27 protein-coding genes are annotated in these 26823 nt (G+C 53.1%); 10 read left to right on the top strand and 17 right to left on the bottom strand.

Going from position 1 to position 26823, the window contains the following annotated elements:
• Nucleotides 1-5 precede the first annotated feature (5 nt).
• Complete coding sequence (purD, locus tag AC6CHM_RS11045; protein ID WP_498173172.1) at nt 6-1283, bottom strand: phosphoribosylamine--glycine ligase; 1278 nt, start codon at nt 1281-1283, stop codon at nt 6-8.
• 138 nt (nt 1284-1421) lie between these two features.
• On the opposite strand from purD, the gene ubiA reads away from it, so the two are divergent.
• Entirely contained in the window at nt 1422-2417 is a 996-nt protein-coding gene (ubiA, locus tag AC6CHM_RS11040; RefSeq protein ID WP_307283274.1) for a 4-hydroxybenzoate octaprenyltransferase, read from the top strand.
• A gap of 11 nt (nt 2418-2428) precedes the next feature.
• Here ubiA and AC6CHM_RS11035 read toward each other — a convergent pair whose 3' ends face one another.
• The 3 genes from AC6CHM_RS11035 to AC6CHM_RS11025 all read right to left on the bottom strand — a co-directional run bounded on the left by AC6CHM_RS11035 (nt 2429) and on the right by AC6CHM_RS11025 (nt 5630).
• Nucleotides 2429-3001 carry a DUF6101 family protein gene (locus tag AC6CHM_RS11035; RefSeq protein ID WP_115052139.1) on the bottom strand — a complete coding sequence of 191 codons (573 nt, stop codon included), beginning with the start codon at nt 2999-3001 and terminating at the stop codon, nt 2429-2431.
• 224 nt (nt 3002-3225) lie between these two features.
• Nucleotides 3226-4641 carry an FAD-binding oxidoreductase gene (locus AC6CHM_RS11030; RefSeq protein ID WP_307283268.1) on the bottom strand — a complete coding sequence of 472 codons (1416 nt, stop codon included), beginning with the start codon at nt 4639-4641 and terminating at the stop codon, nt 3226-3228.
• Nucleotides 4638-5630, bottom strand: a complete 993-nt coding sequence (locus AC6CHM_RS11025; RefSeq protein ID WP_442958556.1) for an L-threonylcarbamoyladenylate synthase — start codon at nt 5628-5630, stop codon at nt 4638-4640. Before AC6CHM_RS11025 ends, AC6CHM_RS11030 begins: the two co-directional genes overlap by 4 nt.
• A gap of 183 nt (nt 5631-5813) precedes the next feature.
• Here AC6CHM_RS11025 and AC6CHM_RS11020 point away from each other — a divergent pair, with 183 nt between their 5' ends.
• Complete coding sequence (locus tag AC6CHM_RS11020; protein ID WP_115052142.1) at nt 5814-6185, top strand: hypothetical protein; 372 nt, start codon at nt 5814-5816, stop codon at nt 6183-6185.
• 41 nt (nt 6186-6226) lie between these two features.
• Here AC6CHM_RS11020 and glyS read toward each other — a convergent pair whose 3' ends face one another.
• From glyS to AC6CHM_RS11000, 4 genes are all read right to left on the bottom strand, one after another.
• A complete protein-coding gene (gene glyS / locus AC6CHM_RS11015) occupies nt 6227-8521 on the bottom strand; it encodes a glycine--tRNA ligase subunit beta (protein ID WP_498173170.1) in 2295 nt (764 codons plus the stop codon).
• Entirely contained in the window at nt 8521-9456 is a 936-nt protein-coding gene (locus AC6CHM_RS11010; protein WP_370878858.1) for a glycine--tRNA ligase subunit alpha, read from the bottom strand. Before AC6CHM_RS11010 ends, glyS begins: the two co-directional genes overlap by 1 nt.
• 161 nt (nt 9457-9617) lie before the next feature.
• Nucleotides 9618-11420 carry a tetratricopeptide repeat protein gene (locus AC6CHM_RS11005; RefSeq protein WP_440806873.1) on the bottom strand — a complete coding sequence of 601 codons (1803 nt, stop codon included), beginning with the start codon at nt 11418-11420 and terminating at the stop codon, nt 9618-9620.
• A gap of 135 nt (nt 11421-11555) precedes the next feature.
• Nucleotides 11556-12572 carry a polyprenyl synthetase family protein gene (locus AC6CHM_RS11000; RefSeq protein ID WP_307283260.1) on the bottom strand — a complete coding sequence of 339 codons (1017 nt, stop codon included), beginning with the start codon at nt 12570-12572 and terminating at the stop codon, nt 11556-11558.
• Nucleotides 12573-12831: 259 nt separating this feature from the next.
• On the opposite strand from AC6CHM_RS11000, the gene AC6CHM_RS10995 reads away from it, so the two are divergent.
• From AC6CHM_RS10995 to moaB, 6 genes are all read left to right on the top strand, one after another.
• Complete coding sequence (locus tag AC6CHM_RS10995; RefSeq protein WP_115052215.1) at nt 12832-13053, top strand: putative signal transducing protein; 222 nt, start codon at nt 12832-12834, stop codon at nt 13051-13053.
• Nucleotides 13054-13056: 3 nt separating this feature from the next.
• Complete coding sequence (locus AC6CHM_RS10990; RefSeq protein ID WP_115052147.1) at nt 13057-13830, top strand: methyltransferase; 774 nt, start codon at nt 13057-13059, stop codon at nt 13828-13830.
• Between the two features lie 71 nt (nt 13831-13901).
• A complete protein-coding gene (locus AC6CHM_RS10985; RefSeq protein WP_498173167.1) occupies nt 13902-14759 on the top strand; it encodes a S49 family peptidase in 858 nt (285 codons plus the stop codon).
• Nucleotides 14760-14842: 83 nt separating this feature from the next.
• Nucleotides 14843-15028 carry a hypothetical protein gene (locus AC6CHM_RS10980; RefSeq protein ID WP_115052149.1) on the top strand — a complete coding sequence of 62 codons (186 nt, stop codon included), beginning with the start codon at nt 14843-14845 and terminating at the stop codon, nt 15026-15028.
• A gap of 5 nt (nt 15029-15033) precedes the next feature.
• A complete protein-coding gene (locus AC6CHM_RS10975) occupies nt 15034-15918 on the top strand; it encodes a 4-(cytidine 5'-diphospho)-2-C-methyl-D-erythritol kinase (RefSeq protein WP_440806881.1) in 885 nt (294 codons plus the stop codon).
• Nucleotides 15919-15920: 2 nt separating this feature from the next.
• Complete coding sequence (gene moaB, locus AC6CHM_RS10970; protein WP_307283244.1) at nt 15921-16469, top strand: molybdenum cofactor biosynthesis protein B; 549 nt, start codon at nt 15921-15923, stop codon at nt 16467-16469.
• On the opposite strand, the gene AC6CHM_RS10965 is transcribed toward moaB, so the two are convergent.
• Complete coding sequence (locus AC6CHM_RS10965) at nt 16466-17002, bottom strand: glycosyltransferase family 2 protein (protein WP_115052152.1); 537 nt, start codon at nt 17000-17002, stop codon at nt 16466-16468. The two genes, moaB and AC6CHM_RS10965, sit on opposite strands and share 4 nt — an antisense overlap.
• A gap of 102 nt (nt 17003-17104) precedes the next feature.
• On the opposite strand from AC6CHM_RS10965, the gene AC6CHM_RS10960 reads away from it, so the two are divergent.
• Together AC6CHM_RS10960 and rnhB are read left to right on the top strand one after the other, a co-directional pair.
• Complete coding sequence (locus AC6CHM_RS10960; protein WP_498173165.1) at nt 17105-18262, top strand: PA0069 family radical SAM protein; 1158 nt, start codon at nt 17105-17107, stop codon at nt 18260-18262.
• A 120-nt stretch (nt 18263-18382) separates the two neighbouring features.
• A complete protein-coding gene (rnhB, locus tag AC6CHM_RS10955; protein ID WP_498173164.1) occupies nt 18383-19042 on the top strand; it encodes a ribonuclease HII in 660 nt (219 codons plus the stop codon).
• A gap of 397 nt (nt 19043-19439) precedes the next feature.
• Here rnhB and AC6CHM_RS10950 read toward each other — a convergent pair whose 3' ends face one another.
• The 8 genes from AC6CHM_RS10950 to der form a co-directional block, all read right to left on the bottom strand.
• Nucleotides 19440-19925, bottom strand: a complete 486-nt coding sequence (locus tag AC6CHM_RS10950; protein WP_115052155.1) for a F0F1 ATP synthase subunit B — start codon at nt 19923-19925, stop codon at nt 19440-19442.
• An 11-nt stretch (nt 19926-19936) separates the two neighbouring features.
• The gene (locus AC6CHM_RS10945; RefSeq protein ID WP_115052156.1) at nt 19937-20587 is read right to left on the bottom strand and encodes a F0F1 ATP synthase subunit B; all 651 of its coding nucleotides are present in this window, start codon (nt 20585-20587) and stop codon (nt 19937-19939) included.
• Nucleotides 20588-20673: 86 nt separating this feature from the next.
• Nucleotides 20674-20901 (bottom strand): F0F1 ATP synthase subunit C, encoded by a 228-nt coding sequence (locus AC6CHM_RS10940; RefSeq protein ID WP_008125314.1) that lies wholly within the window; start codon nt 20899-20901, stop codon nt 20674-20676.
• Between the two features lie 67 nt (nt 20902-20968).
• Nucleotides 20969-21721: a F0F1 ATP synthase subunit A gene (locus AC6CHM_RS10935; protein ID WP_115052157.1), complete on the bottom strand. Its 753-nt coding sequence runs from the start codon at nt 21719-21721 to the stop codon at nt 20969-20971.
• A 48-nt stretch (nt 21722-21769) separates the two neighbouring features.
• On the bottom strand, nt 21770-22180 hold the full coding sequence (locus tag AC6CHM_RS10930) for an AtpZ/AtpI family protein (protein ID WP_307283218.1): 411 nt from the start codon (nt 22178-22180) through the stop codon (nt 21770-21772).
• Between the two features lie 406 nt (nt 22181-22586).
• Nucleotides 22587-23471 (bottom strand): bifunctional helix-turn-helix transcriptional regulator/GNAT family N-acetyltransferase, encoded by an 885-nt coding sequence (locus tag AC6CHM_RS10925; protein WP_498173161.1) that lies wholly within the window; start codon nt 23469-23471, stop codon nt 22587-22589.
• Between the two features lie 514 nt (nt 23472-23985).
• A complete protein-coding gene (locus AC6CHM_RS10920) occupies nt 23986-25185 on the bottom strand; it encodes a cell wall hydrolase (protein ID WP_498173160.1) in 1200 nt (399 codons plus the stop codon).
• Nucleotides 25186-25333: 148 nt separating this feature from the next.
• Nucleotides 25334-26809 (bottom strand): ribosome biogenesis GTPase Der, encoded by a 1476-nt coding sequence (gene der, locus AC6CHM_RS10915; protein ID WP_115052160.1) that lies wholly within the window; start codon nt 26807-26809, stop codon nt 25334-25336.
• Nucleotides 26810-26823: the final 14 nt, after the last annotated feature.

The following is a 26823-nucleotide window of genomic DNA, read 5'->3' as shown; positions in this document are numbered from 1 at the left end:
GAAGACTAGCTACGTTCCCGTTCAATTGCCCGCCATCCAATATCGCGACGATAAAAACCTTCAGGCCAATCGATCTTTGAAATGGCTTTGTAAGCTGCTTCTTGGGCGAGTTGCACAGTTTTACCGCTTGCCGTCACATTCAAGACGCGCCCGCCATTAGCTACCAGATCACCATCTTTCAAAGTGGTGCCTGCGTGGAAAACCTCAACCGCATCAGCCTCAGCCGCTGCCTCCACACCTTTGATGATGCTGCCCTTCTCCGGGGAGGTCGGGTAGCCCTTTGCTGCCATAACGACCGTCAACGCAGAGTCATCGCTCCAGCGTACGGACATCTGGTCCAGAGCACCATCGGCCGCCGCTTTAAGCAGCAACAGAAGATCATCTTTCAAGCGCAGCATCAGAACCTGCGTTTCCGGATCGCCGAAACGCGTATTATATTCAATCAGCTTCGGACCATCCTTGGTGATCATAAGCCCGGCAAAGAGAACGCCGCTGAACGGCGCGCCAATTTCAGCCATGCCGCGCATGGTCGGCTCGATTAGTTCGCGCATGGTGCGGTCAATGATTTCCTGGCTCATAACAGGTGCAGGCGAATAGGCTCCCATGCCACCGGTATTGACCCCCGTATCACCATCACCAACACGTTTGTGATCCTGTGCTGTCCCAAATGGCAGCGCGACTTTTCCGTCGCACAGGCAAAAGAAGCTGGCTTCTTCTCCATCGAGATATTCTTCGACGACGACCTCCGCACCGGCACCACCAAAGGCTCCCTCAAAACACGCGTCCACTGCATCCAACGCCTCCTGAATCTCGAAGGCTACGACGACGCCCTTGCCCGCTGCGAGCCCATCCGCCTTGACGACGATGGGAGCGCCCTCCTGTCTGACATATGCTTTTGCGGCATCGGCTTCAGAAAATCGCTGATAGGCACCTGTTGGAATATTGAAACGCGCACAGAGATCCTTGGTAAATCCCTTCGATCCCTCAAGCCGTGCCGCAGCTTTCGACGGTCCGAACACGGAAAATCCTTCAGCGCGCAAATCGTCTGCAATACCCGCTACCAAAGGTGCTTCCGGGCCGACAACCACGAAATCGATTGATTTGTCTTTGCAAAAGGCAATGATCTGCGCGTGATCCGAGGGATCAAGCTCCACACATGTTGCAACATTCGCAATGCCGGGATTACCGGGTGCACAATAAAGCTTTGTAAGGGCGGGCGATGCAGCCATTTTCCATGCCAGCGCATGCTCGCGACCGCCGGAACCTATCAGCAAGACGTTCATCGAAATTCCGCTCCTATAAAGAATTATTGCGGTGTCGGTATGGCTTAGACGCGCATGGGTCAAGCACGCAATAAGAATTTGCCCTGAAAATGCACACAGGGTGCTTGACTGTGCGGTTAACCGCTGCAAGGTCAAATCATGATTACAGAAAAAGATAATATTCAATCCCGGCACAGCCGTGGTCGCGTGTTCGATGCGCCATCGGGTCATTGGGTCTATCGCATTTTACCAAACTGGCTTTGGCCTTATGCACAACTTGCGCGCTGGGACCGACCAATCGGATGGTGGCTTCTCCTGTGGCCGTGCTGGTGGGCGACGGCACTTGCCGCAACAGCTGGCGCCAAGGTCGGCGAGCCATTATGGTCCGTTCTCCCCTCGCCCTACCACCTTATACTTTTTCTCATCGGGGCAATTGCCATGCGCGGGGCTGGCTGCACCTATAATGATCTTGCCGATGAGGATATCGACAACAAGGTGGCGCGGACACGTTCGCGTCCGCTGCCTTCCGGCCAGGTAACCAGAAAACAAGCCAAAATATTTCTGGTGCTACAGGCACTGGTTGGTTTTGCGGTGGTGGTTCAGCTAAACTTTTTTACCATCATTCTTGCAATCGGATCATTGGCGATTGTCGCCATCTATCCATTTATGAAACGCATAACCAACTGGCCGCAATTTGTGCTTGGATTGGCGTTTTCATGGGGCGCGCTGGTCGGTTGGTCAGCACATTTCGGCTCATTGGATTGGCCGGCAATCCTGCTTTATGCCGGATCGATCCTCTGGGTCATCGGCTATGATACGATCTATGCCCACCAGGACAAGGAAGATGATGCTCTGGTTGGCGTGCGCTCTACTGCGCGGCTGTTTGGCAGCCGCACGCGGGAAGCCCTCATGGTTCTTTATGGTGGGGCGCTAGCGCTTTTTCTCGGCGCTTTTGCAGTGGCTGAAGTTCCTATGCCCGCCGTCGCCGGTCTCCTGGCGGCAGGCGCGCATATGTACCGCCAGATCATGACACTCGACATTGACAATCCAGATGAATGCCTGCGGCTGTTTAAATCCAATACTATTGTCGGCTGGGTGATTTTTCTTGGTTTGGTCGCCGGTGGGCTGTGGACCGTGGTCAAACCAATGTTTTAAGAGCTGCAGGGTTATTTTGAACCCTGCGCAATAATCTCTTCGCCGCTTATAACCAGACGCAGGCCAAGATCGCCCATTTTGCGGCGGGCAAGAAAGCGCGGACGGCGGCGGCGCGGCTCACGGCCCTGCCGACGGGGTGTCGGAGCAGAAACAGCGACGGGGCCAATATTGTGGTCGAGCTGGCGAGCAACTCCATCTTCTTCCACCATCATCATCGGCAGCTTGAACATTGACGACCATGCGCGCCAATCGGCAGCAACATCGTTGAGGTCATGGGCGACAAGCAATGGGACTGAAAGATGCGGGTCCGTATGCATGAGTTCAAGCGTGACAGTGATATCGCCAAGCTCATCCTCCGTTGCGCGGGCCGTAACGCCGCGGAAGGCACATGGTGGAAGAGCAAGCGAAACGGGTAGATTGCTGGCTGGAAGAATCCGTTTCACCACAGCGCCCCGTTCATGCAGTGTGAAGGTGATGTCGCCGCGATCATCGCGTGTCGCATAAGTTACTGTCTGTGGCAGGTGGAATGGGTCAAGCCGGAATTCCCGACCTGCCCAAACCGGCTTTGCTCCGGCTTTGTTCATTTGACGCCTTCTGTCGATCCTGAGAGCCGGTTTTCCGGTCTTCTCTGATGTTTATTTCCCTGTAAGGACGGACCATTTTCTGGTCTCGTTAGGGACACAGTAGCGTCAACTTTCCCAATACCGCTTAACGAACTGGGTTAACTCTTTCTGATTAGATGGAATGGTTATCGAAACCCGACCTGCCCCAAGACTTTGGTAAGGAGCGTGAATAAAGGGTTGCGATTTCAGATGACCTTGCCGGGATTCATAACGCCTGCAGGGTCAAACGATTTCTTGATGCGGCGCATGAGATCGAGCGCAATGGGTGACTTGGTTTCAGACAATTCCTGTCGCTTTAACTGGCCGATGCCATGTTCCGCCGAGATCGACCCGTTATAGGCGCGGACGATATCGTGAACGCGCTTCGTTACCTCAGCCCAGCGATCAAGAAAGGCTTGTTTATCGGCGCCGACAGGCTGCGAAATATTATAGTGCAGATTGCCATCGCCCATATGGCCGAATGAAACAATACGGGCGCCAGGAATGAGGTCGAGAACCGCCTGATCAGCTTCTTTGATGAAGTCCGGAATTCTGGCGACGGGTACGGAAATATCATGTTTGATCGAACCGCCTTCGGGTTTCTGCGCATGAGACATGGCCTCGCGCATATGCCAGAACGATTTTTCCTGCGCAGTACTCTCGGCGATGGTTGCATCATCCACCAGACCGGCCTCGAATGCTTCGGTCAGGATTGCTTCAATGGTTTCCCGCGCGTCTTCGGCGGAACGCGATGAAGAAATATCAAGCAGAACGTACCAGTTATGCGGCTCCTGCAGCGGATCACGTACACCTTCCGTGTGGGCAACCGAGAACTCCACACCTATCCGCGGCATCAACTCAAAGCCCGTCAAGGATGCGCCTGCGTGGCTCTGGGCCATGTTCAACAATTGCAAGGCATTATCGGGACTGGATAGCCCAACATAGGCAACGCCTTTGCCTTTCGGCAACGGAAACAGTTTCATGACCGCAGCAGTGATAACGCCAAGCGTTCCTTCAGCCCCTATGAAGAGGTCTTTCAGATCATAACCGGTATTATCCTTCTTGACGGTACGCAAATCGTTCAGAATTTCGCCGGTAGGCAAAACAACTTCAACACCGAGGCAGAGTTCCCGCGTGTTGCCATAGGCCAGAACTGCCGTACCACCAGCATTGGAAGAAAGATTTCCTCCAACCTGACAAGAGCCTTCAGACCCCAGGGATAGCGGAAACAGCTTGCCCGCCTGGGCAGCGGCCTCCTGAAGTTTCTGCAATACAACCCCGGCTTCCACAATGGCCAGATTTCCAGCAGGATCGATGCTGCGGATTTTGTTCAACCGCGAAAGCGACAGGACAATTTGAGTTCCACTACCATCTGGTATTTGCCCCCCCACAAGGCCAGTATTCCCGCCTTGTGGGACGATGGCGGTTTCCGTTTCGGTCGCCAATTTGAGAATGGCCGAAACTTCATCGACATTTGAGGGGCGCAATACCAGCGAGGTCTTGCCGCCAAATTTATCCCGCGGCTCGATAAGGTATGGCTCAATGTCATTGGCACTGCGTAAAGCATAAGCTTCACCTACTATTGCTACAAAACGTTCAATCAAATTCTGCGTCAGCGTCATTTTATCTGTTCCATTTCGGCTACCGACAACGAGCGGGGCGCTGCGGCGCGAACAAGGCGGTCATTGATAGCCTCACCGAGGCCGTTGAAAGGTATGGGTTCGACGGCAATCATTGTGCAATCAACCGCGTCGAGGCGCTTCATGAAGTCGAAGAGGTTGGTTGCAGCCTCGTGCAGGCTGCCCGTTTCGCTGAGATTGAGAATGGCAGCGGCTTTTGAGTATCCATTTGCACGGTGCGGTCCAAAAGCAAGCAAAGCCTCGCCTGCCATTACGTCATGGACGTTCAACCTCATTGCGGCAGAGGGAGCATAATGGGAAGCCATCATCCCCGGTGCCTGAATTGCTGCGCGCTGATCTATGCGGCCAAGCTTCCGGCCAATCACAGCCTCAATCTCTTCAGCCGCGAGGCCGCCCGGGCGTAGCATCAGGATTGTATCACCATCAACTTTGACAATCGTCGACTCGAGTCCGACTTCTGACGGGCCTGCATCAAGGATCATCGCAATCTTTGACCCCAAATCGCCTTCTACAGACAAAGCATTGGTGCCGCTTATCTTTCCGGAAGTATTGGCGCTCGGTGCTGCAAGCGGTCGATCCAATGCCGCGATGATTTTTCCTGCCACGCCACGGGGCATACGCAGAGCAATAGTGTCGAGTCCGGCCGCTACCAGGGGATGGATTCCGCAGTCCGGTTTCAATGGAAGGACGAGGGTAAGTGGCCCCGGCCAGAAAGCATTGATCAATTGACGGGAAACCGGATCGATCTCTGCATAACGTTCGGCCATGGCAACATCCGAGACATGGCAGATCAGCGGATTGAAGTGCGGGCGGCCTTTGGCCTCAAAGATACCGGCAACTGCGCTTCCGTTCGTCGCATCGGCTGCAAGGCCGTATACGGTCTCCGTTGGGATAGCCACAAGCTTCCCCTGAGCCAACGTATCGGCTGCAGCGAGGATCGCCTGTTCGTCCATACCCAAGATTGTAGCCAAGATAGCCTCCAGTGGTCGCCCTGCCTACACGAATGAGGTGGCGCGCTGCAAGTATTGGCTGATGAACAGCTCGAATGATGTCATGCCTAAAATTGAATCCATCGTGAGAAAGCTTTGGCAATGAATCCCAAATAGAGAAGGCTGGAGCGTTTGTTTATATAGAGAATCCAGGATTGATCAGCCATGCTTCTACGCCAGTTCATTGCAGCGTCAGCCATCGCCCTGATAAGCGCCTCCGCTTTAGCAGATTCAATTATTGTCAGCGGAGAAACGGCCAAGCCGAATTCGGTATCCTATATTGGTTATGACAGCTTCGATGCCAACGGCAATCCAGTCTGCACATCATGCCTTGAACAGACTGCGGAGGAAGCAGCACGCTTGAAAGCTTATGCGGAAAGACGTGCTCGTTCCCGGGAGTATATGGCGCGCATGCAAGGCAATGCGGCGCCGGCAAATCCCTTGCTTGCCGCGCAAGCATCGGAACCTATAGCCGCTGGCAAATCAATGCCTGCCCCCGACTTAGCAGAAGCACCGATGCGCGCAGGCGTGAATTAGGAAACGCCTAAGACAGTTGAGAACTGCTACCTATCTTCCTGTCATCCAACAATTTTCGAGAAATCAGCGACGGCATCCGTCGCCGCGCGGATACGCGAAAGCAATGCCAGACGATTTGCGCGAATATCGGCATTGTCGTCATTAACCAGCACTTTTTCAAAGAATGAATCAACTGGTTCACGCAAAGCACTAAGTGCGATCATCGCGCCGGAAAAGTCTTCTTTTTGAATCGCTTGCGCCGCTTGGCTCTCAGCTTGATTCACCGCGACGTATAGGTTCTTTTCCGCATCATCATTGAAAAGATCGGGGTTTACCATGTCTGAAATGGCTGTCCCCTTCTTCTCCTCGGCGCTCAAAATATTGGCGGCACGCTTGGTTCCGGCAACAAGATTTTTACCGTCTTCCGTGTTGAGGAAAACAACAAGCGCCTCGACACGCCGTGCGATCAGCAAGAGATTATCCGCGTCTGGTTTAAGCACAGAATCAATCAGATCATGACGCGCACCGAGGTCGCGCAGATGTACCTTGAGTCGGTCGTGAAAGAACGCCAAGAGATCAAGAAGGATGGGTTGTGACCGCTCCGAAAGGCGGCCGCGTATCCGCTTTTCAAAACCGGATATCGCGTTGGTGACATCTTCCTCACCATCCACATCACCCGAATTCTGGGCTGCCTGCGCTTCCTCGAAATGCTCGATCCGCTGCTCGATTTTCTCTTCGCGCAATTGAATGAAAGCGTCTTGGAAAATGGGCAAAAGTTCAATCTTCCAATCGCTTGAAAGCAGAAGCCTGATCACGCCGAGCGCCGCGCGCCGTAATGCGAACGGATCTTTCGAACCGGTTGGCTTTTCATCAATAGCCCAGAAGCCGACCAGCGTATCCAATTTGTCCGCCAGTGCAACAGCAACCGAAACCAGATCGCTTGGTACAAAATCGGATGGTCCTTGCGGTTTGTAATGCTCCTCAATGGCGGCAGCCACTGATGGGTGCTCATTCTGCAGAAGTGCATATTTCCGGCCCATGCCACCTTGCAACTCAGGAAACTCGCCAACGATTTCGGTTGTAAGATCGGCTTTAGCCAAAACCGATGCGCGGCTTGCCAAAACTGGATCGGCGCCTATCCGAATCGCAAGTGCGCGTGCAAGATTTTTAATCCGCGTGACGCGCTCGCCTTGTGTACCAAGCTTTGCGTGGAAAGTAACATTCAGCGCATCCAAACGTGCCATGCGTTGGTCCAATGGCTTGCTCAGATCAAGGTCAAACTTGATGGCAGCTGGCGCCAGCGTGTGCATATCTGGCAAATCATGCTGGTCGGTATTCCAGAAGTATAGCGCATCCGAGAGGCGTGCCCGCACGACCTTGCCATTGCCATGGGCAATCTCGCGACCGCCATCAGTCGCTTCGATATTGGAAACGAGGATGAACTTATTGGAAAGCTTGTCCGCTTCGCCCTGTTTACGTGTAACAAAGCATTTCTGATTGGTCTTGATGGTAAGGCGGATAACCTCAGGCGGAATTGCAAGAAACTCCTCCTCAAATTCGCCCATCAACACCACCGGCCATTCGACGAGGCCAGACACTTCTTCAAGAAGCGCCTCATCTTCAACAAGCTCAAGTCCCGATGCAAAAGCGATGTTCTGGGCGTCGGAGAGGATAATTTCCTTACGGCGATCCGCATCGAGCACGACCTTCGCCTTTTCAAGCTTGGCAACATAGTCGTCAAAGCGGCGGACGGTGATCGGCTTGCCATCGCTCAGGAAGCGATGACCATAGGTTACATTGCCAGCTTTCAGACCATCGATCTCAAAATCGACGACAACCGGCTCCTCGGTTTCAGGACCGAACGTGCAAACAATAGACTGTAGCGGACGAACCCAGCGCAAGCTTCCGGATTTGGAAGACGCCGCGCCCCATCGCATGGATTTTGGCCATGGGAATTCGCGGATAATCTTTGGCATCAGCTCCGCAATGATCTCTTCAGCGCCGCGCCCGGGTTTCGTCAGATGGGCGACATAAAAATCACCCTTCTTAGGGTCGGTGTGGACATGCGCTTCAGAAATATCATTCAAGCCTGCTGAACGCAGAAAGCCTGCAATTGCCTGCTCAGGCGCATTGACACTTGGGCCCTTGCGGTCTTCGTGCACATCCTTGGAACGCGCTGTAAGGCCACGTATATCGAGCGTAAGACGGCGCGGCGTCCAATAGTCTCCCGCTGCCTCATAGGTCAGCCCGGCTTCGACCAAAGCGTCGGTAACCAGCTTCTTCAAATCGCCAGCAGCCTTGCGCTGCATACGTGCCGGAATTTCTTCCGAACGGAGTTCGAGCAAAAGATCAGGCATTATACGGACTCACTCTTGAAATTCACGCCACCTGCTTCCGTGAGAAGGAAGGCCTCGCCGCATTGCCGGGCAAGATTGCGTACCCGCAATATATAGCTCTGACGTTCCGTTACCGAAATCACGCCACGCGCATCAAGAAGATTGAATGCGTGGGATGCCTTGATGCACTGATCATAGGCAGGCAGGACCATTTTATGCTGAGGGCTGTTATCGCCGTTTTTTGGAGCGCCAGCGCGCAATAGCGCTTCACATTCCGCTTCCGCATCTTCGAAATGACGGAGCAAGGTGCTTGTATTTGCATGTTCAAAATTATGCCGTGAATATTCCTGTTCGGCCTGTAGGAATACGTCGCCATAGGTGACTTTCTCGTCACCCTCAAGACCATTGAAATTGAGGTCGTAAACATTGTCCACGCCCTGCACATACATGGCAAGACGTTCCAGACCATAGGTCAATTCACCCGACACCGGCGAGCATTCAATGCCGCAAACCTGCTGAAAATAGGTAAACTGCGACACTTCCATGCCATCGCACCAACATTCCCAGCCCAGCCCCCAGGCACCCAATGTCGGACTTTCCCAGTCATCCTCGACGAAACGGATATCGTGCATCAAAGGATCAAGGCCGATAGCCCGCAGCGAGCCGAGATAAAGCTCCTGCAGATTGGGCGGCGATGGCTTCATGATCACCTGATACTGATAATAATGCTGCAACCGGTTTGGATTTTCGCCGTAACGACCATCTTTCGGGCGGCGTGACGGCTGCACATAGGCAGCCTTCCACGGCTTTGGTCCAAGCGAACGCAAAGTCGTTGCGGGGTGGAATGTGCCAGCACCAACTTCCATGTCATAGGGCTGCAGGATTACACAGCCATGCTGCGCCCAATAGTTGTGGAGCGTCAGGATAAGCCCCTGAAACGAGCGGGTCGGGTGCATATGATCTGGCAAGGGAGAAGTCACCGTGCGGCCTTTTCATTACTGGAAATAACAGAGAATGCGTGTTTCGTTTGGAGCATGATCTTGTCCGTAAAGTCATGCAACTTTTCGGGATCATGCTCTAAGACGTGCATACAGACCGGTCAAGTGGAACGAAGAAATCAGCCCTTCTTGTCGGGTGCTGGAGCCGGAGCTGGCGGCGTTGGTGGCTCAGGTACCTGAACGCCGTTCTTTGCCACACCGGGATTCTTTTCTTCTGGAAGTCCGTTTTTCAGCTTTTCCTCGATCTTGACCAGATCTTCAGGCTCAGGCTTGGAATCGCGCGCATGCGCCCATTGGAAAGTCGCCTCAAGCTTGCGGCCCGCACGCCAGTAAGCATCACCAAGGTGATCATTGATTGTAGCATCTTCGGCGCGCAGTTTTACTGCCTGCTCAAGCTGAGTGACGGCTTCATCGTACCGGCCCAAACGATAATAGGCCCAGCCCAATGAATCGACGATATAGCCGTCCTGTGGCCTTGCTGCTACGGCTTTCTTGATCAAATCCAGCCCCTGTTCGAGCTTGATATTCATATCAATCCACGAATATCCAAGATAGTTCAGGACCTGTGGCTGATCGGGGTAGAGTTCCAGCGCTTTCAGGAAATTCGGCTCCGCCTTGTCCCATTCCTTCAGGCGCTCATAGGAAATTCCACGCTGATAGAAGATCGTCCAGTCATTTCGGGTAGGCTGCTTTAAAACGGCAACGGCCTTGTCGTAGGTTTCAGCTGCCTGCTTGAAATTTTTATCCTGGGCGTAAATGCTGCCAATAGCCAGATATGTACGCATGTCTTCCGGATTGCTTTCAAGCAAAACACCAAGATGCTTGATAGCTTCGTCATTTCGTTTCAGAACGGCGAGATTAATCGCAAGCTGCATTTCGGCATCGCGCCGATAGGCGGAATCCTTGGCAATTTTGCCAAAATACTCGATTGCTTTCTCCGGCTGTTCAAGCTTCGCACTCAGATCACCCAGTTGATAAAGGGTAGCATCATGGTCCGGGCGAAGTGGCAGGGACATTTGCAGATATAATTTCGAAAAGGCTTCCGCGCCACCATTATCGATTGCTGTCGCAACGACATATAATACCTCGGATGCCCCCTGTTGCGGGGTCTCAATCAGAGGTTTGATCGTTTTTGCGCTCGCTATCTGCTTGGCAAATTCGACAAGAACCATGCGTCCCGACAGAACATCAATTGCTTCCTTGACCAGTGCTTCAGCGCCTGGCTTGTCACCATTGCGAATTTTGAACGAAGCATATGCCTCGACCAAGCGCTCATACGTGTCAGGAGCAGCAGCTATATTGGCCTTGTTGTCCAGGGCGCTTTGATAAAACTCTGCCGCCTTTTTCTTCTGACCCGCCATGTCCGCAATCAGCGCCGAACTATAGGCCTTGAAAAGCGTGAAGCCTTCCGGCCCCTTCAACTTGTCAATCATTGCCAAAGCCTCGTTGGGCTTGCCGGCACCAGCTTTGGCAAAAGCTGCAATCAGTCCAGTCACCATACGATCCAGATCAGACTGGAGCGACAGCATCATCAATGTTTCGACCTGGCGGTATTGTTTCTTGTTGAGAGCATCAATTCCAAGCGCCAGACGCGAGAAACGCTCTATTTCAGGCACAGCCTTCAACTCGGCAGCCAGCGGCAATGCTTCCTTGAACTGGCCGTTCGTCAAAAGAACAAGCAGGAGGCTTTGACGCAGCTCCGTATTTTTGGGATCATAGGTCAGTGCCTGCCGATAAAACGCTATGGCGCTATCAAAATCATTGTCGCGCTCTGCAGTCCGAGCTGAAAGAAAAGCGCCCGACAGGTTTCCGGTATTTATGACTGGCGTCTGTGTCGTGGTCGCTGCTGCGGGGATCGCACCGCCTATCATGGCAGCCAGTGTAGCTCCTACAATCGAGCCGAGCATTTTACTGCGCTGCATGACAAATTCCTCTTTACTGCCTAATTTGAAACGATACTGCGAATCCTCAAGTGAACCATGGCCTTTTTACGGTTTTCGCTCAAGTTTTCCCAAAGACTAGCACGGGGTTAGCTTGCACCCCTTATCTAGCGGGCTTCAATTTACCCGGCTGATGCAGAAATCGATTACCTCCAGCAAGGCATCCTTCTGCGGCGAGTGGTCCAGCGGAGCCAACGCGTCACGTGCTATTCCGCCAAAGTGCCTTGCTCGCTGGATCGTGTCGCTCAATGCACCATAGCGAGTCATCAAGCCCTTGGCTTTTTCCAAGCCCTTGTCGTCATTAACGCCGTTTTCAAGCGCTTCCTTCCAGAATTGCCGCTCTTCCGAGCTACCCCGACGATAGGTAAGGACGACTGGAAGCGTGATCTTGCCCTCACGGAAATCATCGCCGGTATTCTTGCCTAGATCTTTGGCATTGCCACCATAATCCAACGCGTCGTCGACAAGCTGAAAGGCAAGTCCGAGATTGAGGCCATATGAACGTAGCGCCTGCCGATCGGTCTTCGACGCAGCGGCAATTATCGGCCCCACTTCCGCAGCAGCAGAGAAGAGCGCCGCAGTCTTCGCTTTGATGACGGCAAGATATTCGTCTTCAGTCGTTTCAAGGTTTTTTGCCGCCGAAAGCTGCATCACTTCGCCTTCAGCAATGACCGATGCAGAGGTAGCGAGCACATCCAGTGCTTCCAGCGAACCAACTTCCACCATCATTTTAAAGGCTTGACCAAGCAGGAAGTCGCCAACGAGAACGCTTGCCTGATTGCCCCAGATCATTCGCGCAGTACTTTTTCCACGGCGCAGATCGCTCTCATCCACCACGTCGTCGTGAAGCAGCGTAGCGGTATGCATGAATTCAACGCTGGTCGCCAGCTTCACATGGCCATCGCCCTCATAGCCGAACATACGTGCGGCAGCCAGTGTGATCATTGGGCGCAAACGCTTGCCACCTGAGGAAATGAGGTGATTGGCAACTTCGGGGATCATTTCAACATCAGATCCTGCTTTAGACAAAATCAGTTCATTGACCCGCCCCATATCCGCCTTGGTCAAATCGACCAGGGGCTGAACCGACCCAGAACTGCTTTTCTTCTCTTCAAGACTGACAACAACGCCCAAAATGAAACTCCTACTGTCTTGGCCTTGCGCCTGATTCCGAGGACCAGATTTGATCTTCAGAAAGGATTGCGAGCCAAATCAAAATATCACTACGCCCGGTAAAATCTTGCAAGATGCGCGGCGCTGCAATGCGGCGACACCTTATTTTGACTGCCTATAACCCGCAAGCGGCGAATTGGCGCGCAGAATTGGTACAGGCCACAAATTCGTGATAAAGCCAGTGGCCCTTCGCCCCATCCCTTTCGAAACGGTAGTTCAGATGATCGAAATAATGCGCCTCAACGACCCTGTTCTGATTTCATTCGTCGAATCATTATTGAAAGATGCACAGATCAAATATTTTATCGCTGATGCCAATATGAGCGTACTTGAAGGGTCGCTTGGTGTTCTCGCCCGGCGCGTGATGGTCGATTCAGAATTTGAAAAAGAGGCGCGCCAGTTGCTGACAGACGCGGGAATCGAGCAGGAGCTTCGCGGCTAGTTCATGTCTGTTCTGGATATCCCTCATACGATCGACGCTTTCCATCGCGGTCGTTTCCGCCTCATTCAACCCTCTGCCAAAGGTCATCGCTCCGGCGTAGATGCCATGGTGTTGGCGAGCGTAGTGCCCAATGAATTCAGCGGTCGTATCGCAGATCTGGGTGCCGGGGCTGGGGCTGCTGGTCTTGCGGTTCTTTCCCGCTGCGGCAAAGCCAGTGCAACTCTTATCGAGCGATCCGAACTCATGGCGCAGTGCGCCCGCTTGTCTCTGGCTTTACCAGAGAACCACCTGTTCTCAGGCCGGTGCGATATTGTTCAGGCTGATGTAACAGCTATGGGCAAAACGCGCATGGCTGCCGGAATCCATGACAACTTTTTCGATTTTGCCATCATGAATCCGCCTTTCAACGAGGCAAAGGACCGCGCAACGCCGGATGCTTTGAAAGCGGAAGCTCATGTCATGACCGATGGTATGTTGGAAAAATGGATTAAAACCGCCGCTTCCATCGTCAAACCCGGCGGATCAATCGCCATTATCGCGCGGCCAGCGTCCATGCTTGACCTGCTGACAGCTTTGCAAAGGCGCTTTGGCGGGCTCATTATCGTTCCTGTCCAGCCCAGACCTCAAGAGGCGGCGATCAGGATCATCATTAAAGGTGTAAAAGGCAGCCGCGCGGGGCTTACCTTTCATCCTCCCTTGGTGATGCACCATGAAACCGGCAATGATTTCACCGAGCGCGCAATAGCGATCAATAACGGAGTCGCTTCGCTGTTTTAGACTTTGGGACCATTGTGATTTTCTCTGCACCGCTTACATGGTCTTGAGATGAGCACGTAAAGGAGACCCGCTTGGCTCGATTTATCCGCAAGTTATTGCCCCGCCGTTGGCGCCCAGACCATATCGAAATCCCAGTGGTACGCTTGCATGGTACGATCATGGCGGGAAGCAGCCGCTTTCGTAATGACCTGTCGCTCAGTTCTACAGCCGGCATGCTTGAAGAAGCCTTTAGCGATAAAGATGCTCCAGCCGTTGCGATTTCGATCAATTCTCCCGGCGGCTCGCCTGTTCAGTCGCGACTGATCTATCGGCGTATTCGTGATCTGGCGGCGGAAAAGAACAAGAAGGTTCATGTTTTCGTTGAGGATGTCGCAGCCTCCGGCGGTTACATGATTGCAGTTGCGGGCGACGAGATCGTCGCTGACCCCTCATCCATTGTCGGCTCGATCGGCGTTGTTTCGGCAAGTTTTGGCTTTACCGAACTGATCAAGAAAATTGGCGTTGAGCGGCGTGTTCATACCGCCGGTTCGAACAAGTCAACCCTTGACCCGTTCAAGCCGGAAAACAAGCAGGATATTGAGCATCTCAAAGCGCTGCAATTGGAGATTCACGAGACCTTTATCAATCTGGTAAAGGAACGGCGCGGTGAAAAGCTCAGTGACAATCCAGACCTGTTTACAGGGCTGTTCTGGACAGGGATACGCGGATTGGAACTTGGCCTGATTGACGGGTTGGGCGATATGCGATCACATTTGCAATCTCAATATGGCCCTAAGACCAAACTCAAACTTATAGCCCCGCCACGGGGATTGTTTGGTCGCAAACTCCCTTCTGCTGAAATCGGATTTGGTGGAATAGGGGCGGGTTTTGCCGAAGGCATTGTCAATGCTGCAGAAGAACGGGCGCTTTGGTCACGTTTTGGCCTTTAACCTTGTGTGTATTTTGGCAAGAGCGACGCACCGTGTTATGATTACGAAAATATCGGTGCCTGTCATTTTCGGGGTCTAGGACGATGCCACAACTCATCTTTTTTCTGCTTATCGGTATTGCCGCCTATTACGGCTATCGTTCGTTCAAACGCGAAGCCCAGCGTGTATCAAAGCGTGTTCGCGAAGCGGAAAAAGAAGTCCAGAACCGCTCTCAAGGCACTTTGGTCCAGGATCCGGAAACTGGTGAATACCGCTTGCGTAAAGACTGACCGAGATGCTTGACAGTCTTGATCAAGCGATCAGCCTGATTGCGCCTGCCAAGATCAATCTGGCACTGCATATTACCGGCCAACGGGACGATGGATATCATCTCCTGGATACATTGGTGGTTTTTGCAGGTTATGGTGACCGAATAAGCATCGCACGCAGCAGCGCGGATTCATTTCGCATAACAGGACCTTATGGACATTCCTTACCTGCCGACGCTTCCAATCTTGTTTTAAAAGCCCGGGACAGGCTGCGTGCAGAATTTCCGGACCGGGCTTTTCCTGTTTCAATCGAACTGGAAAAACACTTGCCCATCGCCTCTGGTGTTGGCGGTGGCTCAAGCGATGCTGCTTCAACCTTGAAAGCGCTGGTCTCGCTCTGGAACATCAATATTGATCCTGTCGATCTCAATAATATTGGGTTGGCAATGGGCGCAGACCTGCCCATGTGCCTGCATGGAAGGCCCTTGATTGCTCGCGGTATCGGCGAAGAACTGGAGGCGGTCACAGCTATCCCGCGCCTGCCAATGGTTTTGGTCAACAATGGCGCCGCCGTGTCGACGCCACAGGTCTTTGGCGCCTTGAAAAAGCGAAACAATCCGGGATTGCCCAACTTGCCAAGGTTCGGCAGCGTGAACGATGTCTGCGCCTATCTTGAACAGACGGACAATCATTTGTATGCTGCCACGGTCGAACTGCTCCCCATTATTGGCGACACCATGGACGCGCTATATTCTACATCGCCGCGTCTGGCCCGAATGTCAGGTTCGGGCGCTACCTGCTTTGCGATTTATGACACCGATGAGGCCGCATCTGCTGCCGCATCTCTGATAAGCAATGCCTATCCATTGTGGTTTGTGGTCAAGACAGATAGCGGCGAAGGAGAAAACTGACCTTGGCCGACAATTCATCACGCACTTTCGTTCCGGTCAAAATCGCTGTCCTTACGGTGTCAGACACACGCTCGCTTGATGATGATAAATCGGGCAAAACGCTTGCCGAGCGCATCACAGCGGCAGGCCATATATTGGCGGCCAGAGACATTGTGACAGACGATGTTACAAAAATTCGTGAGCGTGTCATTTCCTGGTCAAAGGATGACGAGATTGACGTCATCATCACCACCGGAGGCACGGGTTTCACTGGCCGCGACGTGACACCGGAAGCACTCGAGCCCATATTCGAAAAGCGGATGGACGGATTTTCTACCATTTTTCACAGGGTTTCCTATGACAAAATCGGCACGTCCACGATTCAGTCACGAGCAACGGGTGGAGTGTTAAACGCCACTTTCGTCTTTGTGCTGCCGGGATCTCCCGGCGCATGCAAGGATGCCTGGGATAATATTCTGCAATACCAGCTCGATTATCGTCACATGCCCTGTAATTTTGTCGAGATCATGCCTCGGCTCGATGAACATTTGAAACGCGGTGGTAAGAGCTAAGCTGCTGGAATGATTTCCGCGCGTAAACGTTTCATCGCCAAACCACGGGCCAGATCAGCCGCCTTCTTTTCCGGCTTCAATAAGGCCATTGCCTGCCGCTTGGAGATCAACAGGCCATCGGCAATGGGGCTGCGTTTTGAAAATAGCCTGTTAAACAGCGGCTTACGGTGAACATGGGAGCAAGAGAAGCAGGCCGGGCCTTGGGAGCGCTCGACGTGAACAGCGACCGGCTCAATCCATCCATCGAGCAATCTTGCTCCGGGTTCCACCAGCAAAAACCATTCGCTGCGTGCCCGCCGGAACCCATCAATCAATGTCTGGTCCTGCAGAAAGATACAGCCAGCGGCATCAGCCACGCGGTGGGTCTGATCCGACGATCCGTAATCGACAATAATCACGTCGCTGAGAAGCCCTTCGACGGCTCCACCGACCAGCCCGGCAAGGGTTCTGGCTAACAATTCGTCTGAATTATGGGTTTCAATCAGGACGGAAATCATACCTAGCCAATATATCAATGTGACTAGAATTTCCATCCATCCTTTTACCTAAATTGTTCTTGATTTGTTCTCATTATTTGATAGGAATAGATTCACGCTCGAAGGTGCCACCGAATCGGTACCACCCTGGCAGGGAGAATGCAGATGAACATTGTAGTGCAGGCTGATAAGGCTGCTTTCGGAAGCGGCCGAGCACAACATGCCAACGCATTGATTGAAGATGCTGGTTTGCGCATAGACAGCGAACGCAGACGCGGCAGGGGCGCGGGTATGAATCCCACTGGCCGTTTCGAGGCGGAAAGCCGCCATGTCTATGATGATGGTTGGGAAACAATTGAAGATCTACCACCATTCAAGACTGACGTACAACTCGAAAAGCCCCGGACAATCATCACACGCAATGACTCGCCTGATATAAGTTTCGACAGGTCAATCAACCCTTATCGCGGTTGCGAGCATGGTTGCATCTATTGCTTTGCCCGCCCGACACACAGCTATATGGGATTGTCCGCCGGACTTGATTTTGAATCAAAACTCTTTGCCAAGCCTGATGCAGCAAAGATGCTGGACAGGGAATTGTCCAAGCCAGGTTATACTGCAAAGACAATCGCCATCGGCACAAATACCGATCCCTATCAGCCCATCGAGAAGAAATGGCGCATTATGCGCGATATTCTTCAGGTTCTGGAGGCTCATCAACATCCCGTTGGAATCGTTACAAAATCCGCGTTGGTTATGCGGGATCAGGACATTCTGGCGCGCATGGCTGAGAAGGGCCTCGCCAAGGTTTGTCTTTCAGTGACGACCCTTGATGGAAAGCTGGCGCGCACGATGGAGCCCCGGGCTTCAACGCCTACGCGCAGACTGCAAGCCCTGCGCAGTCTTTCCGATGCAGGCGTGCCTGTTGGTGTCATGGTGGCTCCCGTCATTCCCGGGTTGAACGATCATGAGATCGAACGGATTCTCGATAGTGCCCGTGCCATGGGTGCGCTGGAAGCTGGATATGTTCTGCTTCGTTTGCCGCTTGAGGTCAGCCCGCTTTTCAAGGAGTGGCTGCTTCGAAATTATCCCGATCGCTACCGGCATGTGCTTTCGCTTGTTCGTTCCATGCGCGATGGCAAGGATTATGATGCCGAATGGGGCAAGCGCATGCGGGGTGATGGCCCCTATGCCTGGCAGATCGGGCGGCGTTTTGAAATTGCTGCAAAGCGGCTCGGAATCAACATTAACAAGAGACGCCTGCGCACCGACCTGTTCGAGCCAACGCCCGGAAACGAGCAGTTATCCTTGTTTTAGACACGCTCTTCCATCAGGTGCGATCCCCATCCCCGCCTGATGGTTACCCTGGGTAGCTTTGCCCCATCTGCTACCCGGGGACTTGCAGAGAATCAGGACGGATGCGAGAGTCGCCGCAAGATGTCTCGATTACGTTCTGATTCTCTGCTGCTTTCCTTGCCCGCTGACAAGCCCGACTTTGCCAGTGAAAAGAAGCTCATGCGCTCCGGTGTCCAGTTTGTGGCCGGTATTGACGAGGCAGGCAGAGGGCCTCTGGCAGGGCCAGTCGTTGCGGCTGCGGTCATTCTTGATCCAAAGAAAATTCCTGATGGTCTTGATGATTCAAAGCGTCTGACGGCAAAACGCCGTGAAGAACTGTTTGATATCATTACCAAAACCGCCTTAGCCTGCTCTATTTCCAGCATTTCGGCGCCAGCAATTGATGCGACTAATATCCTGAAGGCTTCGCTTGAAGCCATGCGCCGTGCGACACGCGGTCTTGCGATTATTCCTCATCATGCGCTGATTGATGGCCGGGACATCGCTCCCGGGCTGCTCTGCCCTGCAACGGCGATGATCAAAGGAGATCAACGCTCCGTTTCCATTGCCGCGGCATCCATACTTGCCAAGGTAACGCGAGACAGAATGATGAGCCAGACTGGCAAATATTATCCTCTCTATGGACTGGAATCCCATGCGGGTTACGGAACTGAAATCCATCGCAACGCGATGGAGGCACACGGTCCTGTCGTCGGCTTGCACCGCTTCAGTTTCTCGCCTTTGAAAGAACGGCAAGCCTAGAGCAAGCTCTGTTTCCCTGCCGGAGGGATTCGCGAACAAGGTCGAGGGGTTCAGCAAGGCCGATGTTCCATAGGACGAGGGTGAAGCCCGATGGATAAAGCACGTTTCGCTCACACCAGAGCCGCAGAAATGCTCTAACTCCATCCCCTCACAATTCCCGATATAGATCGGGTTTTTACATGCCGGGGATCGCTTAGTTCAACCGCATGCAACTAAACTGCAATTTGTACTTGCAATTTTTCGGCAAAAATCCGTGTTTTTTGGGAATTATTCTGATTTTTTCTCGATATTTCGCTCATCGTAACGAAATTTGGTTTGCATATCGAGCATTATGCTTCGCACAAAAAAAAGCCGCTAAAAAGCGGCTTTACTAAAATTCGTTTATATAATCTGCTTTTTAGTTCAACCGGGATTTGACTTCCGAAAGCGATGTTTTGAAGAGATCGGCAGATGTTTTGGCATCCACCTTTTCCGACAAAATCTTGCTGGCAGCAGCAATTGCGATATCTACAGCCGAAGCGCGAACCTCGTTGACAGCTTCAACCTCTGCCTGAGCGATTTTCTGCTCGGCAAGCTTGTTGCGACGGGCAACATAATCCTCAGTCTTCTTCTTGGCTTCCTCAAGGAGGCCATGTGCTTCACGCTGCGCTATGGCAACGATCTCACCAGCTTCCTTTTCGGCTTCCTTACGCTTGCGCTGATATTCAGCCAGCAGCGATTGCGCTTCTTCACGCAGGCGGCGGGCTTCTTCAAGCTCGTCGCGAATCTTGTCTGCACGGGCGTCAAGGGATTTACCAACGACACCTGGAACCTTCAAGTAGACGATAAGCGCCAGGAAGATGATAAGGCCAACGAGGGCATAAAAGGTTGCATCCAATTCCATGACGTTTCTCCTTAGCCTCGCACTGCTTTGACAGCAGCGGAGATTGCGGGCTTGTCGACGGCACCGCCAAACAGCTTCTTGACGATTTCAGCGGCTGTATCTTCAGCGATGGAGCCGACTTCCTGCATAGCCTTGTTCTTGATCGTGGCAATGCTGGCTTCAGCGTCACTCAGCTTCTTTTCGAGAGCTGCGGAAATTTCGGCCTGTTCGGCGTCGGCTTTCGCCTTTGCCTGATCACGCGCTTCCTGCGCAATTGCGCCGGCTTTGTTCTTTGCGTCGGCGAGTTCCTGGGTATAGGCGGCCAGAGCCTCATCAGACTCCTGTTTCATCCGCGCCGCCTGATCTAGATCAGTAGCGATACGGTCACGCCTCGTTTCGATGATACCACCGATACGCGGGAGAACCACGCGGGACAGGAAAACATAGAAAACTGCAAATGTGATTGCCAACCAAAGAAGCTGTGAAGCGAAATGGTTGGAATCAAAGGGAGGGAACACGGCTTTGGCATGACCGGTTTCCGAATGCGTTCCCGCTGTCGGATCTGCCGGAGCATGTGCATCAGGCGTTGTTCCGGGCGCAACCGTTTCGGTATGGGCCGGTGCTTCGCTCTGAGCGACTATTGTATCTGTTGTGGATGCGGCATTAGCCGAAGACACGAACATGCGTTGTCCCCTTGATTGAACTTCAAATCATACTGGCTGCGTTGGTCCGAATAACGACCGGACGCAGCCAATATCGTAAGCCGTTATTATACAGCGAAGAGAAGCAGAAGAGCGATGAGCAACGAGAAGATGCCCAGAGCTTCAGTAACGGCGAAGCCGAATACCAGACGGCCGAACTGGCCATCAGCTGCTGATGGGTTGCGCAATGCACCGGAAAGATAGCTGCCGAAAATGTTGCCAAGGCCAAGAGCCGTACCGGCCATACCAAAACAAGCCAGACCTGCACCGATGTACTTTGCTGCTACGGGATCCATATTAAACTCCTTGAGGGTAGATCGTTAGAATAGATTTGCGTTAGGCGGACATCCGCCGGTGAACTTTTTAGTGACCGCCGGGATGAACTGCGTCGTTCAAATACATGCAGGTAAGCACGGTGAAGACGTAGGCCTGAAGGAAAGCCACCAGGAATTCCAGACCCGTTAATGCCACAGTCATGGCCAGCGGCAGAATTGCGCCGCCAATTCCCACTGCGCCGAATGCGCTGAGCGAAGCCACGAAGCCGGCAAACACCTTCAGCGTGATGTGGCCAGCAAGCATGTTGGCGAACAAACGAACCGAAAGGCTGATCGGACGGGAAAGGAAAGAGATAATTTCGATTGGAACAACGAGCAGCAAGAGCGGCCCGGGCACACCCGAGGGCACAAAGACCCCGAGGAACTTGAAACCGTGTTTGGCAAAGCCATAAACAAGCACTGTTCCGATGACCAGAACCGCAAGCGCAAAGGTCACGATGATCTGGCTGGTGATGGTGAAGAAGTATGGGAACATGCCAAGCATATTGGCAACGAGCACGAACATGAAGAGCGAGAACACGAAGGGAAAGAACTTCATTCCCGCGCTGCCTGCCGATTCTCGCAATGTTGATGCGACGAATTCATAGGCCATCTCTGAAACCGACTGAAGACGGGTCGGGATAAGGCCACGGTTTGACGATGTAAGGTAAAGAAATGCCGAGGCAACGCCAACTGTGGCAACCATAAAGGCAGAGGAATTGGTGAAGGACAGATCAACGCCGCCCACATGCAAGGGAACCCATTGCGAAATGTGGAATTGATGAATCGGATCGTTGGACACTATTACCTCGTCTCTAATTCTGTTCTCACGAACGGTGCTCGATGAGCCCTATTCCGGTTTTTCATGGTCGGATTTCTTAGTGAAATCCAGCCCACTGTTTTCCGCCACACGTCCTGCAGAGCGCAGGATATTCAGCGTTCCAGCACAAAAGCCCAGCAGGAGCAGTATGATGAGCCCCCATGGCGATGTACCCAAAAATCGGTCAGCTAACCAGCCCAACCCCGCACCAACCAGAACGCCGGCGATAAATTCGCTCGACAATTTCATGGCCTGCGCGACACCGGAGGCGGTTTCCGTCCCCTTGTCTTGTGAACCGGCTTTACGGGCTGCACCCTTGGAAACAAGTTTTGCTTCCAGATTGCGGCGCCGAAGCTCCAGCTCTTCCGAAGTTAGTCCCCCGCCAGCACCCGGCGTGTCACCGACAGAACCTGACTTATCGGGATCGTTACCCGTTGCCAATGGCATGTCCTTTACACACTGAATGCGAGGCTTCATCCCCGCTTCGAAGTCGCGCGCAACATATTGTCCTGATCCTCGCTAGTCAAGGCGAAGAGTCACGACTCTCCAAGGTAATTTTTTTACTAGAATTCAATGCCTTAGGTAAATATGACTTTCCTGCTCATCACTGAGTGACAATTTTGCATGCGAATCTGGCGTTTGGCTGTGGATACAGATTGCGCAATTCAGCTAGTTAGGAGGTTCCATGGTTATAGTTTTTGAAGGGCTTCGAAGGCAATAACAGGGGGAACTCCCCATTAACCGGAACCAGAAGCGTCGTATCAAATACCTGACCAGTTTTGCGCGTCGCCTTCGGGCCCATCGGTGCAAACTATCGCTGCTCCAATGGTTCGGGGCCGCCAATTGCCTACGCCCCTACGATTTTGCGTACAAACCGCTGCTCGAGCACTTCTTTACCCCACTGCCCACCGGGCTCCTCTTCTACAAGAACAAAACCGTGCGCCTCGTATAGGCGCCGTGCGGCATCCAATCCCTTGAACGTCCAAAGCTGTATTTCGGAAAACCGTTGCTCGATGCAAAACGAGATCGCTTTATTCAGCAATTGCCTGCCAATGCCGGCGCCGCGATAACCATCCTCCATAATGAACCAGCGCAGATGAGCCACATTATTTCCGAGATCTTCGCCGTCAATCGCCACCGTACCGACGATTTTTTCCACATCTACCGCTGCCCAAATCTGATTGACAGGCCGCTCCAATCGCCCGGAAAATTCTGCGATGCCAGTGGCAACCTTGCCTTCGAAAAAATGACCGAAACTATTTGTTCGAGCATAGTAGCAGCCATGCATCTCGGCACACCGTCCAATAATACCCGGCTGATATCCACTTTGGATGGAGAGTGCCGGCGACGATTGCGGCACCTTGCCTGCGCGCCGCTGTTCCAGCGCATCAGCATAGGCTGCAAGTCCATCCCGCACCTTTTCCTGCACAGCAGCGGAGTGACTACCCAGCGCAGAGGACACCACATCATCGGCAAAGGCATTGATCGCGGCGAGCGTATTATGCCCCTTGCTGGTCAAGGAAAGCACCTTGGACCTGGCGTCCTGCCCATTAGGCTGTTCAATCAGTTCGCCCGACAAAACAAGCTTGCGCACCATTCGGCTAACACTGGATTTTTCAAGGTCGAGTACAGCGCATAATTCGGCAGCGGTCAGCTTATCATTTCTGCCAATCTCGATGAGTGCATGAACGGAGGATGGAGCGAGATTCGTTCCCGCAAGGGTCGGGCGCATAAAACCTAACTCTCGAACAATGCGCCTAGAAGAATTCCGTATTTGAGCAGTGTCCGGGAGGATACTCATTGTGTGGCTCGTAAATATAGTTGCATCATACAACTATATGCCTAACCTGCGAGTTTGTAAATGGTATTGAAAGTGCAAAATGCGGCACGGGGATATTGATCCACGCAGTTTCAACCCTGCATTTCTTGCGGGTTGCACGATTTCAAAGAATAGATCGAGACGGGTCAAACACAGGAATTTGGGAGCAAAAGCGGAAGCACCGAACCAGCCAGTGCATCGGAGAAGATTGGCCTCTCCGACCTTGGAAAGGGCCTTGCTCTCAAAACTGGAGGTGAATCTATGTGGTACAAGCCATTTAGCTTCACGCTCATCATGAAAAGAACCCGGACAGGCTGGACGCTAACGTTCCGGGTTCATTTTCATAAATGAGAAACGGAGGATGAGCGAAAGCTCATTCTCCACTCCAGAAACATTTATATCATTGTTTTGGCGATTTCCAAGCGGTCTAAATCCAGCCGCCGCCATAAGTGCGGTAGAAAATATGCTGCCCGATTTTATCGATGCGCTTCATTGTATGGGCCCAATTTGCCCGCACGTAGGTCGCATGATAATGCGTGGCCGAACCAATTTCGGGTAGGAATATACGGCCCGAAGTAACAGCCATGGCGATTTCCTGCGCGACTTTCCACTGCTTGGGTTCGGTTACATGCAGCTTGCGGCCTTCACAGGCAAACGAGAACTGGCAGCGATTGATCCAGTCATCATTCTGATAAACGACGTTACAGATTGTTTTCGGATAGGCAGGATTTCGCACGCGGTTGAGAATAACCTGCGCCACCGCAGCCTGGCCTTTTACACTCTCGCTTCTTGCCTCAAAATAAATGCCCGTTGCCAGGCATTTTTGCTCCGCAGCAGTGAAGACAATCGGAGGCAAGGGAGTAGCCAGCCAATCATGATCGCCTTTTCCAAGTTGCGGAATGAAGCGGCCTGCCTGGTTTGGTTCGGCAAGAATGGAATCAAACGGTGATGTTTTCGAATAATCGGGAGCAGCCGGAGCATAACCAAGGGCAAGCACATCGGGCTTGTCATTATTGATCAGGCTTGCCAGCATCGGAGCGTCCGGCTCGATTTTCTCAGGCGAGCGATTGTGAAACGCAAGAGCGATCTCGATTTCCTTGCCCGCGATTTTTGGCTTGGCAAAAGCCATATCGACTTCAATGCCATGCGTCGGTCGGATGATCATGCTTTGACGTTGCAATATCGATCCGGCGCTGAAAGCTTTTGGTGGCGCTTTCTTGCTGATCGAAACAATACGCCCCTGCTTTTCCGCCCGGTTGATACGTGCCTCGTCAGGAGTGGCGCCCAATGCCTTGCTCGAGCCATTGATGGCCACTGAGCCTATTCCCGGTGCATTGGCGCCGCTGGCGGGAATTGATCCGGTGGCTATCCTGTCCACAAAGGACATATTTGCCTTTTGTACGGAGCCTGCCGGAGATTTTTCCAAGTAAGACGACCAGCGCCCCTGCCCTGATTCGGACCCGGAAAGCAGGCTTGCCATATCCTGATAGGCAACCACTGTCGGAGACAACAAATATATCGCTGCACCAATAAGGACTGGACCTAGATATTTGCGATTTGCCTGTTTTGAAAATGGCTGGCCTTTGCGGCGGGCACTGGAATCCCGCAAAACCTTATAGAAACGCACGCCGATACCCCACACTCACGACCGAACACTATGGTCATAAAAATGAAGCATTAACCTTGATGGAGAGTTAACGAAGGCCGCTGAAACGATGTGTTGTTAAAGTTTCCGTGGCTTGAGCAACTCCTCGTGCCACGGAAAACTACCAGCCTTAGCGCTTTTTCTTCGCCCGGCCCGCAAAGGGATTGTCCGATGTGCGCAATACAAGCCGGATAGGCACGCCATGAATATCAAAGGTTTCACGGATGCCATTGGCAAGGTAGCGGACATAGGAGGTGGGGAACGCGTCGGGACGCGAGCATGAAATGACAAAACCCGGCGGGCGTGTCTTGACCTGCGTTATATATTTGATCTTCAGGCGGCGACCCGCCACGGCGGGGGGCGGATGATGGGCAAGTACCCCTTCCAGCCAGCGATTGAGTCGACCGGTGGAAATACGGCGATTCCAGATTTCGTCAGTCGAGGCGACAGCGGCCATGAGCTTGTCGATACCCTGATTGCGCTCACCCGAGATCGGCACGGCGCGAATACCGCGAACCTGCGGCAAAAGCCTTTCGGTCTTCTCACGCAAATCGGCCAGAACCATCTGGCGATTTTCGACGAGATCCCACTTGTTGAAAGCGATGATCGGCGCGCGGCCCTCACGAATGATCAGATCGGCAATCTGCAAATCCTGCTTCTCAAAAGGAATTGTCGCGTCGAGGACGATAATGACGACCTCGGCGAAGCGAATGGCGCGCAGCGCATCGCCCACGGAAAGCTTTTCCAGCTTGCCCTGAACGCGCGACTTGCGGCGCAGACCTGCCGTGTCAAAAAGCTTGATCTTGCGGCCATTCCACTCCCAATCGACCGAGATGGAATCGCGCGTAATGCCAGCTTCCGGACCTGTCAGCAGACGGTCCTCGCCAAGCATCGTATTGACCAGCGTCGACTTGCCGGCATTTGGACGCCCGACAATGGCGATGCGCAGCGGCTTTGACGAATCATAGCTCGGAATGTCTTCGGCGTCCGGATCGTCAATATCATCGCCGATCAGATCATCCATACCGCGCGGCGTAGCCGGGATGGTTACAGCGACGGAATCATCTGCATTGGCATCGACAGGCAGATACTCGTCCGGGAAGACCCGCTCTTCACCCATGGTCTCGACAATGGCGTCGCGCAGATCCGGAAAGCCCTGACCATGCTCGGCAGAAATCGGGCATGGTTCGCCAAGTCCGAGCTGATAACTGTCATACATGCCGGATTCGGCGCCGCGTGCTTCGGCTTTGTTGGCAACGAGAATAACCGGCTTGCCTGAACGGCGGACAAGATCGGCAAAGGTAACGTCTGTTGGCGTCACACCCGCTTTGGCATCGACAAGGAAAAGAATGAGATCGGCTTCACCAATGGCAAGCTCCGTCTGGGCGCGCATGCGGCCTTCGAGCGAATCGGATGCGACCTCTTCAAGACCCGCCGTATCGATGACATCGAATCTCAAATCGTAGAGCTTGGCCGCATTGACGCGGCGATCGCGGGTAACACCGGGGAGATCGTCGACGAGCGCGATTTTCCTACCGACCAGACGGTTGAACAGAGTGGACTTTCCGACATTCGGACGGCCGATAATTGCAAGGGTAAAGCTCATCGGCTTAATATTCC

This window comes from Phyllobacterium sp. GQ127 (genome assembly GCF_059758635.1).
Note: the sequence above shows the minus strand (reverse complement) of the source record. Positions and strands in the feature narration are given on the sequence as shown.

Excerpts from the sequence above, each read along its gene's own strand:
- AC6CHM_RS11010 (WP_370878858.1), bottom strand. The coding sequence starts at position 9,456 with ATGCACCCGACCCGCTCGTTTCAGGGGCTTATCCTGACGCTCCACAAC.
- AC6CHM_RS10945 (WP_115052156.1), bottom strand. The coding sequence starts at position 20,587 with ATGTTCGTGTCTTCGGCTAATGCCGCATCCACAACAGATACAATAGTC.
- purD (WP_498173172.1), bottom strand. The coding sequence starts at position 1,283 with ATGAACGTCTTGCTGATAGGTTCCGGCGGTCGCGAGCATGCGCTGGCA.
- AC6CHM_RS11005 (WP_440806873.1), bottom strand. The coding sequence starts at position 11,420 with ATGCAGCGCAGTAAAATGCTCGGCTCGATTGTAGGAGCTACACTGGCT.
- AC6CHM_RS10925 (WP_498173161.1), bottom strand. The coding sequence starts at position 23,471 with ATGCGCCCGACCCTTGCGGGAACGAATCTCGCTCCATCCTCCGTTCAT.
- AC6CHM_RS10990 (WP_115052147.1), top strand. The coding sequence starts at position 13,057 with ATGTCTGTTCTGGATATCCCTCATACGATCGACGCTTTCCATCGCGGT.
- AC6CHM_RS11020 (WP_115052142.1), top strand. The coding sequence starts at position 5,814 with ATGCTTCTACGCCAGTTCATTGCAGCGTCAGCCATCGCCCTGATAAGC.
- ubiA (WP_307283274.1), top strand. The coding sequence starts at position 1,422 with ATGATTACAGAAAAAGATAATATTCAATCCCGGCACAGCCGTGGTCGC.
- AC6CHM_RS10975 (WP_440806881.1), top strand. The coding sequence starts at position 15,034 with ATGCTTGACAGTCTTGATCAAGCGATCAGCCTGATTGCGCCTGCCAAG.
- glyS (WP_498173170.1), bottom strand. The coding sequence starts at position 8,521 with ATGCCTGATCTTTTGCTCGAACTCCGTTCGGAAGAAATTCCGGCACGT.
- der (WP_115052160.1), bottom strand. The coding sequence starts at position 26,809 with ATGAGCTTTACCCTTGCAATTATCGGCCGTCCGAATGTCGGAAAGTCC.
- AC6CHM_RS10965 (WP_115052152.1), bottom strand. The coding sequence starts at position 17,002 with ATGGAAATTCTAGTCACATTGATATATTGGCTAGGTATGATTTCCGTC.
- AC6CHM_RS10950 (WP_115052155.1), bottom strand. The coding sequence starts at position 19,925 with ATGGAATTGGATGCAACCTTTTATGCCCTCGTTGGCCTTATCATCTTC.
- rnhB (WP_498173164.1), top strand. The coding sequence starts at position 18,383 with ATGTCTCGATTACGTTCTGATTCTCTGCTGCTTTCCTTGCCCGCTGAC.
- AC6CHM_RS11035 (WP_115052139.1), bottom strand. The coding sequence starts at position 3,001 with ATGAACAAAGCCGGAGCAAAGCCGGTTTGGGCAGGTCGGGAATTCCGG.
- AC6CHM_RS10995 (WP_115052215.1), top strand. The coding sequence starts at position 12,832 with ATGATCGAAATAATGCGCCTCAACGACCCTGTTCTGATTTCATTCGTC.
- AC6CHM_RS10960 (WP_498173165.1), top strand. The coding sequence starts at position 17,105 with ATGCAGATGAACATTGTAGTGCAGGCTGATAAGGCTGCTTTCGGAAGC.
- AC6CHM_RS11030 (WP_307283268.1), bottom strand. The coding sequence starts at position 4,641 with ATGACGCTGACGCAGAATTTGATTGAACGTTTTGTAGCAATAGTAGGT.
- AC6CHM_RS10980 (WP_115052149.1), top strand. The coding sequence starts at position 14,843 with ATGCCACAACTCATCTTTTTTCTGCTTATCGGTATTGCCGCCTATTAC.
- AC6CHM_RS10940 (WP_008125314.1), bottom strand. The coding sequence starts at position 20,901 with ATGGATCCCGTAGCAGCAAAGTACATCGGTGCAGGTCTGGCTTGTTTT.